The sequence below is a fragment of the Paraglaciecola sp. genome (assembly GCF_030730205.1).
Taxonomy (GTDB): domain Bacteria; phylum Pseudomonadota; class Gammaproteobacteria; order Enterobacterales; family Alteromonadaceae; genus Paraglaciecola.
Genome location: NZ_JANQVQ010000217.1, coordinates 1 through 11,255 on the forward strand (window position 1 = coordinate 1; position 11,255 = coordinate 11,255).

Annotated in this window: 10 protein-coding genes; all 10 read left to right on the forward strand. The window is 43.7% G+C overall.

All coding sequences use genetic code 11. From position 1 onward, the window contains the following. The first annotated feature begins 209 nt into the window (after positions 1-209). A complete protein-coding gene (locus NWQ57_RS14555) occupies positions 210-1,649 on the forward strand; it encodes a sigma-54 dependent transcriptional regulator (protein ID WP_306022888.1) in 1,440 nt (479 codons plus the stop codon). Positions 1,650-1,816: 167 nt separating this feature from the next. Further along, a complete protein-coding gene (locus tag NWQ57_RS14560; protein ID WP_306022889.1) occupies positions 1,817-3,025 on the forward strand; it encodes a PAS domain-containing sensor histidine kinase in 1,209 nt (402 codons plus the stop codon). 3 nt (positions 3,026-3,028) lie between these two features. Next, positions 3,029-4,378 (forward strand): sigma-54 dependent transcriptional regulator, encoded by a 1,350-nt coding sequence (locus NWQ57_RS14565; RefSeq protein ID WP_306022890.1) that lies wholly within the window; start codon positions 3,029-3,031, stop codon positions 4,376-4,378. A gap of 342 nt (positions 4,379-4,720) precedes the next feature. Next, positions 4,721-5,050: a flagellar hook-basal body complex protein FliE gene (gene fliE, locus NWQ57_RS14570; RefSeq protein WP_306022891.1), complete on the forward strand. Its 330-nt coding sequence runs from the start codon at positions 4,721-4,723 to the stop codon at positions 5,048-5,050. Between the two features lie 10 nt (positions 5,051-5,060). After that, on the forward strand, positions 5,061-6,770 hold the full coding sequence (gene fliF, locus NWQ57_RS14575) for a flagellar basal-body MS-ring/collar protein FliF (RefSeq protein ID WP_306022892.1): 1,710 nt from the start codon (positions 5,061-5,063) through the stop codon (positions 6,768-6,770). 71 nt (positions 6,771-6,841) lie between these two features. Then, a complete protein-coding gene (gene fliG / locus NWQ57_RS14580; RefSeq protein ID WP_306022893.1) occupies positions 6,842-7,879 on the forward strand; it encodes a flagellar motor switch protein FliG in 1,038 nt (345 codons plus the stop codon). 32 nt (positions 7,880-7,911) lie between these two features. Further along, positions 7,912-8,703 carry a flagellar assembly protein FliH gene (gene fliH / locus NWQ57_RS14585; RefSeq protein ID WP_306022894.1) on the forward strand — a complete coding sequence of 264 codons (792 nt, stop codon included), beginning with the start codon at positions 7,912-7,914 and terminating at the stop codon, positions 8,701-8,703. Beyond that, a complete protein-coding gene (gene fliI, locus NWQ57_RS14590; protein WP_306022895.1) occupies positions 8,700-10,034 on the forward strand; it encodes a flagellar protein export ATPase FliI in 1,335 nt (444 codons plus the stop codon). Before fliH ends, fliI begins: the two co-directional genes overlap by 4 nt. A gap of 29 nt (positions 10,035-10,063) precedes the next feature. Continuing rightward, entirely contained in the window at positions 10,064-10,516 is a 453-nt protein-coding gene (gene fliJ, locus NWQ57_RS14595; protein ID WP_306022896.1) for a flagellar export protein FliJ, read from the forward strand. 179 nt (positions 10,517-10,695) lie between these two features. Continuing rightward, positions 10,696-11,255: hypothetical protein (locus NWQ57_RS14600; RefSeq protein ID WP_306022897.1), on the forward strand; the 560-nt coding region annotated here is incomplete at its 3' end.

Consider the following 11,255-nt stretch of genomic DNA (forward strand, 5'->3'; position numbering starts at 1 on the left):
ATTAAATGGTTAGAATTTGCGATTAAGAGATTATTTTAGAAAGAGCAATTTGTTTGCTCTTTTTTTTATCTTGATTTTTGTCCGAGCATAACAGAATAATTTGATTTAACTGTCACTTGCTCAGTAATTTGTGTTGCTATCCAGCCTTGAAAAGCTAAAATCATATAAGTTACATTGGCTTACAAGAATAATAAGTGGTTGAGGAAGGCATGAGCGACATTTTGATTATTAGTTCCCAAGTAGATCGAGCCAATAATCTATGCACTATTTTAACCTTTCTTGCTGAGTCTTTTGGCAGTATTACATTCGCTGAAAGTATGCAAACCTTGCAGAAAAAACAAGGCTTTAAAGCAGTGTTTATCGATGCCAATGATCTTCAACTTGCCTCTGATATTTGTGAAAAATTCCCTCATTTACCTTTCGTTATGTTTGGACAAGAACTCGACTTAACTACCAAGGGCAATATCGTGGGAGCAATAGGCGAACCTTTTACCTATCCATCATTAACCCAAGTGCTGCACCGTTGTCAGGAATACAAACGCCACCAACCCAATGCAAAAACCAGCGTTAATAATAAAACCCGTTTATTTAGAAGCTTAGTCGGGCAGAGCCGGCAAATTCAAAATGTTCGTCATTTGATTGAGCAAGTTGCTCCCACTGAGGCAAATGTGCTGATTTTGGGGGAGTCTGGTACGGGCAAGGAAGTAATTGCCCGTAATGTACACTTTTTATCAAATCGAAATGAAAGCACCTTTATCCCTGTGAATTGCGGTGCTATACCCGGAGAGTTGTTGGAGAGTGAGCTGTTTGGCCATGAAAAAGGCGCTTTTACAGGTGCGGTTAATTCACGTAAAGGACGCTTTGAGCTAGCCGAAGGTGGAACATTATTTTTAGATGAAATTGGTGATATGCCTTTGCAAATGCAAGTTAAGTTGCTCAGGGTCCTCCAAGAAAGAACCTATGAAAGAGTCGGGGGCACCAAACCTATTAAGTGCAATGTCAGAGTGATTGCAGCGACCCATAGAGATTTGGAAATGATGATCGAGCAAGGGCAATTTCGCGAAGATTTATATTACCGCCTGAACGTTTTTCCTATTGAAAGCCCAGCGTTGCGTGAGCGAAAAGAAGATATTCCGCTGTTATTACAAGAACTTATTTCACGGCTTGAATCTGAGAATGCGCAAATTAAATTTACTGAGAATGCCTTAACCTCTTTGATGGAACATAATTGGGCAGGGAACGTGCGTGAACTGTCAAATCTGGTAGAACGCTTGATGATTTTATTTCCCAATCAATTGATTGATTTGCATGACTTGCCTCATAAGTACAAACATATTGATGCTGAGGCCTATCAACCCGAATATCCCCAAGAATTGTTGGAACGCGAAGCCATTAATGCGATGTTTCAAGAGTCGGTCAATGCAGAAGAGGATCTAACTACCTTTGACGAATTGGCTGACCCAAGCGCTAAAGCCTTACCTTCAGACGGCTTGAATCTCAAAGAATACATTTCAGATTTAGAAGTGAGTTTAATTACTCAAGCTTTGGATCAGCAAGACTGGGTAGTTGCCAGAGCTGCAGAAGTGTTAGGTATGCGACGCACGACTTTAGTGGAAAAAATGCGTAAATATACTATCTGTAAAGACTAATTTTTATCGTTCACTTTCTATCTTATCTTGAATTGCGTCAGTACCTTGACGCTTTTTTTCTGCCTTAAACTATCTAAATAACTGATTTTAAACAATATATGCCTTGGCATGCCCTGTGCAATAGCTCTGCTGTAACTAATCTGTCTAAGTTTTGACGAGAGGACAATATGGCAAGTAGTGAATTGTTAAAAAATGAACATGTTCAAAGCCCATGTTTGACTTCAAACTCGACCAAAAAAATACTTCAAAAGGCCAACACTGAAGTTGTTGAGCAAGGTATCACTTGCAGTGAGCAAGAAATTGCTAATTTGCGTCAAGAAACGGCGCGACTTAATCATATATTACAAGTCATGCCTGCTGGTGTTGTGGTCATAGATGGTAACGGTCTGGTTAAACAAGCGAATAAGCTCGCTACAGACTTGCTGGGTGAACCGTTAGAAGGTCAGCTATGGCGCGTTATTATCCATCGCTCATTTAAACCTCAGGCAGATGATGGGCATGAAGTATCCTTAATCGATGGTCGTAAAGTGAAACTATCCATTACGCCGCTCGCTAACGAGCCGGGCCAACTTATCGTTTTGACCGATTTAACCGAAACAAGACAACTACAACAACGGATTGGCCATCTACAAAAACTGTCCTCTCTAGGAAAAATGGTCGCCTCTTTGGCTCATCAGATCCGTACTCCTTTATCTGCAGCCATTTTGTATGCGGCTAATTTATCGAATAATACCTTGAGTAAAGAGTCCCGGGCTTCGTTTGCTGATAAGCTGCAATCTCGATTGCGGGACTTGGAAAATCAAGTCAATGACATGTTGTTGTTTGCTAAAAGTGGCAGTGAACAAGTGGTCAGCCGAATTTCTTTGCAAAGCTTACTGCAAGAGGTACAGCTTGGTGCTGAGGTGATGTTAGGGCGCCAAAATGCCGTATTAAAAGTTAATCTGCCTGACCCAGATATTCACATACTGGGCAATAAAGTGGCCCTTGCAGGGGCTTTACAAAACCTTATCCATAATGCCCTTGGGTTTACTCCGACCAATGCAGTTATTGAGCTTACTGCAAGTCGCGACTTACAAAACAACAGCCGAGTAAACATATCTGTTGCTGACAATGGACCAGGTATTAAAAAAGAACACTTAAAACAAATTTTTGAACCGTTTTTTACTACCCGTACACACGGTACCGGCTTGGGGCTTGCGGTGGTAAAAACAGTGGCACAATCTCATCATGGTAAAATTACGGTGACAAATAATATTGATGGAGGGGCCTGTTTTACCCTGCGCTTACCCATTTTATCAAGCCAGCCTTCACAAATAACGGCAATTCAAAATGCTACTGAATCTACACAACACTTTGCCAATGTAGCGAGGAACTAAAGTATGTCGCAAGCAAAAATTATGATCGTTGAAGACGATGCCGGGCTAAGAGAAGCCTTAGTTGATACCTTACTGTTAGGTGGTTATGACGTTGTTGAAGCCGATAGCGGTGAACAAGCTTTAGTTAAGTTAGGCGAACATGTTGTTGATTTAGTGGTGAGCGACATTCAAATGGGCGATATGAGTGGTTTAACGCTGCTTAAAAATATTAAACACCGCAACGCAACTATGCCCGTGTTATTGATGACGGCGTACGCCACCATCAATGATGCGGTGCAAGCAATGCGCGATGGCGCTACAGATTATTTGTCTAAGCCCTTTGCTCCTGAAGTACTGCTTAATTTAGTGGGACGTTATGCTCCAGCCCATAAAGTTGAGTCTTGTAACCCAATCGTCGGTGATCCTTCAAGTGCCCAACTATTAGAGTTGGCCAAAAAAGTAGCACGCTCAGAGGCAAGCGTTATGGTGTTGGGCCCAAGTGGTTCAGGCAAAGAAGTGCTTGCACGATTTATTCATGATCAGTCACCTCGCAGTCAACAGCCTTTTGTTGCGATTAATTGCGCCGCGATCCCAGAAAATATGCTTGAAGCCACTTTGTTTGGTTACGATAAAGGCGCGTTTACAGGCGCTGTACAAGCTTGCCCTGGTAAGTTTGAGCAAGCTCAAGGTGGCACTATTTTACTGGATGAAATCAGTGAAATGGATTTGAGTTTGCAAGCAAAATTGCTCAGAGTACTACAAGAAAAAGAAGTTGAGCGCTTGGGTAGTCGTAAAACCATTGCGCTGGATGTCAGAGTGATTGCCACCAGTAACCGGAATTTAAAAAAGACCGTAGACAATGGTGAGTTCAGAGAAGACTTATACTACCGCCTCAATGTATTTCCACTTACCTGGTTACCTCTTGATAAACGAGCGGGCGATATTCTGCCATTGGCCGAGCATTTAATAGAAAGACATTGTCAAAAACAGGGCAGTGCCATTCCTAAACTCAGTGCCGCGGCGCGCAGTAAATTGCTGCAACATGCATGGCCTGGTAATGTGCGTGAGTTAGAAAACGTGATCCAGCGGGCGCTAATCTTAGCAGAGCCCTCACAAATTGATGCTGGCGATTTAATGATTGAACAAGATCAACCTTTTACCTCGAGTAACAGTCAACTTAGCGTTGAGAAGTTTGAAGATGACAGTAAATTAGGCTCTGAGCTGCGCCAGCAAGAACATCAAATTATTTTAGATACCCTTCAAAGCTGCAAGGGGAGACGGAAAGATGTTGCTGAACGTCTTGGGATTAGCCCACGAACCCTGCGTTACAAACTTGCTAAAATGCGTGAAGTAGGTATTGACCTCCCTGCTTGATAACGCACATTAGTAGGTTTTTCAAAAAAACGATAGCGACCTTTCTGCTATCGTTTTTGCTTATTTGCACCCCACTTAGTGAATTATTGCCTTCACTAAAAAGAGCGTTTCCAAAATCCACATAGCGTGTAATGACGCGCTGCAATAATTCCGCCGAGCTTTATTTGCTTTAAGTCAATTTTATGACGCTGTTTTCATCGTTTTAAATAAGTTTAAGTTATTGATTTTAAATAAATATTGTTATTTGTTGGCTGACTGTATGTTGGCACTCAGTTTGCTATAACTCTCTATATACAGTTTTTCACATCGTATAGTAAGCGGCGTGATAATCGGAGAAAACCAATGGATATTAAAGCTCAGTCTCTTTACTCAGAATTTCAAAATATGGCGGCGCAAAGCAAAATTGGCTTAGGCGACAGTATTCCTAATTTGCAGGAAAATCCGTCTTCAGCCAACTTTGCTGACATGCTTGGCAAGGCGATAGATACGGTTAACAGTATGCAGCTCGAATCGAAAGAAAAAACCATGGCATTTGAGATGGGTGATAAAAGCCTAAGTTTAGCTGATGTCATGGTAGCTAAAGAGAAGTCGAGCATTGCTTTTGAGGCCACCGTTCAAGTACGTAACAAAGTGCTTGAAGCTTACAAACAAATCATGAATATGCCGGTGTAGGAGTTAACTCGTGGCTGAAGCAACTGGTACAGAATTAGCGATGAACAATAACATGGGAATGGATTCCTATGGCAATGATCAAATCGTTGAACAAAAGTCTGGATTCATGGATTCGCTTGGTGGCACAGACTTAATGCGACAAGTTGTGTTAATTATTGCCTTGGTGATCTGTTGTACTATCGCGATTGTGGTTTTTTTGTGGGCCAATCAACCTGATTATCGCCCTTTGGCGGCAATGCAAACCCAAGAGCTGGTAGAAACCCTTGATTACTTTGATCAGAACCAAATTGATTATCGTCTTGAGGGCAACACCATTCTTGTAAACAGTGAACAGTATCAAAGCATCAAATTAGGTATGACCCGTCAAGGACTGACCCAAAGTGATACTCAAGGCACTGATATTATTATGCAAGACATGGGCTTTGGTGTCAGTCAGCGGGTCGAAAAAGAGCGTCTAAAACATTCTCGTGAGTTACAAATCGCCAATACCATTGAAGAAATGAGCGGTATTACCCGTGCAAAAGTCTTATTAGCTTTGCCTGTAGAAAATGTGTTTGCAAGGCGTGAAAAGAAAGCCAGTGCTACCGTGGTGGTCACACCTCGTCGCGGCACCGCGATTACCAGTGAAGAAGTGAATGCCATCGTAGATATTGTGTCATCAGCCGTACAAGGTATGGAGCCACAGCGCGTTACGGTCACAGACAGTAACGGCAGGTTGCTAAATTCAGGCTCGCAAGATGCCGACTCAGCTCGTTCGCGTAAAGAATATGAATTAGAAAAGCAGCGTGAAAGCGAATACTTATCCAAAATAGATTCAATTTTAATTCCGGTTTTAGGGCTCGGTAATTATACCGCGCAAGCTGATGTATCAATGGATTTTACGGCTGTTGAGCAAACGCAGCGCAGTTACAATCCAGATTTACCGGCAATTCGCAGCGAAATGACGATGGAAGACAATAGTATCGGTGGAGTGATTGCAGGTATACCGGGGGCGTTAACCAATCAACCGCCGCTAGATGCTAACATTCCAGAGCGAGCGACAGGCAGTAATTCTCAACAAACGGCGCCAGGTAGAAATCTTAAAGAAGCCACTCGCAATTATGAACTTGATACCACGGTAAGCCATACCAAACAGCAAACTGGGGTTATTCGCCGTTTAAGTGTCTCGGTCGCCCTTGATTATGTTGCTACAACTGCAGCCGATGGTACCGTAACCACCGCACCTCGTGCACAGGCAGAGCTACTCGATATTCGTCGTTTATTACAAGGCGGTATTGGCTTTGATGTCACTCGTGGGGATTCACTGGAAGTGGTGAGCATTCCGTTTAGTCGTCAAGATGAGTATGTGCCAATCGAGCTACCGTTTTGGCAAGATCCTGAAAACCTGCCGCTTGCTAAGCTTATTGCTGCGTTAATTGTAGGCATCATCTTGGTTCTGTTTGTCCTGCGTCCTATGGTTATGAAACTGATTTACCCAGATGATATTAAATCTAAAGATGAATATGACGCAGACGAAGCACTGGACTTGGGTGACGAAAGTATCAGTATGTTGGCTCAAGAGTTTGATGAGTCTCAAGTGGGCTTCGCTCCGGATGGAACCTTTAGATTACCTGATTTACATAAAGACGAAGATTTACTCCGTGCAGTACGGGCCTTGGTGGCCAATGAGCCAGAGTTATCGTCGCAAGTGGTTAAAAATTGGTTGTTACATGATGAATAGCAAGATCAAGGCTATGAATAAAGACGTAAAGGTCGCATTATCTGCAAATAGTATTTCAGTAGGAGTTGCTCATGGCTGATGAAAATCCAGCGGAAAGTTCTGGTTACGATATTAGTAAACTAGAAGGTGTTGATAAGGCTGCTATTTTATTATTGAGCTTAACTGAGGATGATGCTGCCCAAATTTTAAAACATTTGGAGCCAAAACAAGTTCAGCGGCTCGGCCAAGCCATGGCCCAAATTGACGATATGACGCAGTCTAAGATCACGGCCGTGCATCGTCATTTTATCGAAGAGATTCAAAACTACAGTACCATTGGTTTCCAAAGCCATGACTTTGTTAAGCGTGCGCTTACCTCCGCCTTGGGTGAAGACAAGGCCGCTAATTTAATTGACCAAATTTTGATGGGTAGCGGTGCGAAAGGTCTGGATTCTCTTAAATGGATGGATTCAAAACAAGTGGCTAGCATCATTCGTAATGAACACCCACAGATTCAAACCATTGTTATGTCTTATTTAGATGCCGAGCAATCTGCCGAGATCTTAAGCCAGTTCCCTGAAAAAGTGCGACTTGATTTAATGATGCGCGTGGCTAATTTGGAAGAAGTCCAACCAGCGGCATTACAAGAATTAAACGAAATCATGGAGAAACAATTTGCCGGTCAAGCGGGTACTCAAGCGGCCAAAATGGGCGGCTTAAAATCTGCTGCAGACATCATGAACTACCTCGACACCAATATTGAAGGGCAGTTAATGGATGCTATCCGTGAACAAGATGAAGAGATGAGTCAGCAGATACAAGACCTCATGTTTGTCTTTGATAACTTAGCTGATGTTGATGATCGCGCAATTCAAGCGATTCTGCGTGAAGTCCAACAAGATTCCTTACTTAAAGCCATCAAAGGTGCAGACGAAGAGCTGCGTAATAAGATCAGTAAAAATATGTCTAAACGCGCCGCTGAAATGCTCATGGATGATTTGGAAGCAATGGGACCTGTTCGAATTAGTGAAGTTGAGACCGCCCAGAAAGAAATTTTGTCTGTCGCTCGGCGCTTAGCCGATGCGGGTGAAATCATGTTAGGCGGCGGTGGTGGTGATGAGTTCTTGTAAGCCCAACCCTGCCAACCTAGGCGAGTACCATTATGTCTGAAGAGCCAAAAGAAGGGGTGAAGTCTTGGGATTTGCCTTACATTGAACAACGTCCTGATCACAACGATGCAAATAAAACCAATGTCTTTAACCGCCGTAATGACTGGAAATATGAACCACCCGAGGAAGAGGAAGAGATCCTTCCTCCTACCGCTGAAGAAATCGAAGCCATTCGTGCTGCGGCTCATACTGACGGTTTCGAACAAGGTAAGCAAGAAGGCCATGAAAAAGGTCTGCAAGATGGTCTTAAGCAAGGCTACGAAGAGGGGTTTGCGAAAGGACTCGAGGAAGGCAATCAGCAAGGTTTAGCCGCGGCGCAAGAAGAGGTTTCGGCGCATATTACTGCTCTAGCTGATATCGTTGAGCGCTTGCAAAAACCAGTGAGTAAAGTTGAAAAAGTACTTGAGAAGGAAGTCGTCCTTTTGGCCGTAAGTTTGGCGCGGGCGGTCATACGAGCCGAGGTAAAAACCAATGAAAATTTAATTTTTCAGGCATTGAGTGAAGGCTTAAAAGTACTGCCTATTCAAGAAGTAAAATATCAAATTCATTTACATCCGCAAGATCTTGCTTTGGTGACTAACCATTTTAGTCAGGAAGAAATCGAAAAACATCACTGGAATTTTGTCGAAAATCCAGAATTTAATCGCGGTGGATGTGAGGTTATTACTGAATCGAATGCCGTAGATATCACCATCGAGCGGCGTGTGCGAGATGTGCTTGACCGCTTTTTACTAGAACAAGGTTTACATACCATCAGCACTGACGCCAGTGATGACGTATTATGAGCAGCGCGCTTCTAAACAAAATAAAGCAGTTGCAAGAGCAAGTGCCGCAAGCCCCCATTATCGCAGCCGGTAAACTAGTTAGAGGCATTGGCCTGACGTTGGAAGCTGTAGGTTGCCAAATGCCTGTTGGAAGTCAGTGCCTGATCCAAACCATTGACGGTGAAATAGAAGCGGAAGTGGTTGGCTTTGCAGGCAATATCACTTACTTGATGCCAACTACTGCCGTTAAAGGCATTGTGCCAGGTTCTCGCGTACAACCCCTTAATCGAGAGCAAGGACTTGCCGTTGGCATGAGTTTGCTAGGACGAGTGGTTGATGGTAATGGTCAACCTCTTGACGGTCTAGGGCCGATCAAAGCTGAAAAACGTGTTCCTTTGACACGCCCGCCAATGAATCCTTTGTTACGCAAACCTATTAGGCAACCATTGGATGTTGGTGTTAGAGCGATTAATTCGCTGATAACCGTCGGCTCAGGCCAGCGCATGGGCTTGTTTGCTGGCAGTGGCGTAGGTAAAAGCGTGCTATTGGGAATGATGACCCGAGGAACGTCGGCCGATGTGGTTGTGGTTGGCCTGGTGGGTGAAAGAGGACGAGAAGTAAAAGAATTTATTGACGATATACTCGGCGAAGAAGAGCGCAAAAAAGCAGTTGTGGTTGCAGCTCCTGCCGATACCTCACCCTTGATGCGCTTAAAAGGCTGCGAAACGGCAGTTACTATTGCCGAGTATTTTCGAGACAGAGGCTTGAACGTATTGCTTTTGGTGGATTCTTTGACTCGCTACGCCATGGCTCAACGTGAAATCGCCCTTGCCGTCGGTGAACCACCTGCTACAAAGGGTTATCCTCCGTCGGTTTTTGCTCGCTTACCAGCCTTGGTTGAACGGGCGGGTAATGGCGCTGAACATCAAGGCTCGATAACCGCTTTTTATACCGTGCTTACTGAGGGCGATGATTTGCAAGATCCTATTGCTGACGCCGCTCGGGCCATTCTTGATGGTCATATTGTATTGTCGCGTAGTATCGCTGATGCAGGTCACTACCCAGCCATCGATATTGAAGCTTCTATCAGCCGTGTTATGCCGATGGTGGTGTCACAAGAACATGTGCAACAAGCTCGGCGTATCAAGCAGGTCTATTCTACTTACCAACGTAACCGAGATTTGATCAGTATTGGCGCTTACACCAGAGGCACTGATCCGCGAATAGATTTGGCCATTAACGCTGAGCCTGCAATTAATGCTTTTTTACAGCAAGGTATGCACAACATTATTCCTTTTGAAGAGTCTGCAAACGCAATGAAAAGTCTGAGTTCCGGACTGGGTAAAGGCTAAAACGTTGAGGCAAACAAGGTGATAATTCAATGTCCATAGCGCAATTAGAGATGGTTGCTGAGCTGGAAAGCAATAAGGAGCAAAAATGTCTTCGCGACTTCCAGTTAGCTCAGCAACACGTGCAAAACAATAAACACAAGTTAACAGGCCTTGAACAATATCGTCTCGACTATTTGCGTCAGGCTCAGGCTAAAGCTAAACAAGGCATGGCCGCCACAAGTTATGGCCAGCATCAGCAGTTTATTGGAAAGTTAGATAAAGCCTGTGAGCAACAAACTAAAGTGGTGAGCAACGCTCTGCTAGTGGCCGAGCAAAGGCGACAACAATGGTTAAACCAGCAAAAAAAACGTAAAGCAGTAGAAATGTTACTGGCCAAACAGCGCAAAGCGATTGATTTTAAAATGGCCAAACAAGAGCAGCACATGCTGGATGAATTAGCCCTACAACGCTTTGTTCGCAAAGAACCCAGCTACAAGTTTTAAGCAACTCGCACCTTTGGAACAGACTTTGCTATTACCTAAGCATTGCAGCCCTAATGACTGTTTCAACTGGCTAAAGAGGTTAACATGCACATGTTTTATCGCCAATTGGCATTAAAATATTCTCAAAATACAACTCGATCTATAGGTTTATCTCAATTAAATCAGGGAGTTGTCTGACTATGATGCAAACTATTGCCTCTTCTAAATCTGAGCTTGCCGCTTTTGCCGCCCTGTCTGAACCCAGCGAAGCCAGCGTAAGCTCTACCTTTGAACAGATATTTCAGCAGCAGAGTAAGCAACAGACTGCGCCTTCTTCACCGCAAAAAACAAGCGCCAAGTCATCTGAGCAAACAACGGTACCAGTATTAAATAACTCAGCCAAAGCATCAGATGTGAAACCTGAGCCAAATTCTGAAGACTCGTTAATCGTAAGTGATTCTAAAAGCGCTGAAGAGCTCACCACATCGCCAAAGAATCAAGACCCCGCGCAAGATTTGCTTGAAAGTACACAGCCGACAAAAACTAAATCTGTGTTCAACGGACAAGAGGAGCAAGTTGTTAATGACGAGCAAGCCCAAGATTGGGTGGAGCTTGTTTATCAATTGCAGTTATTGAATATTGATGAGCAAAGTCAAGAAGTGGCGCCACGCCCAGAACAGGCAGTAGTGAATGAGGGGGAGGAGCTAACTGATGTACTAGCGTTCATTGATACATTAGCTAACGCCCCTCGTTTTCAAGA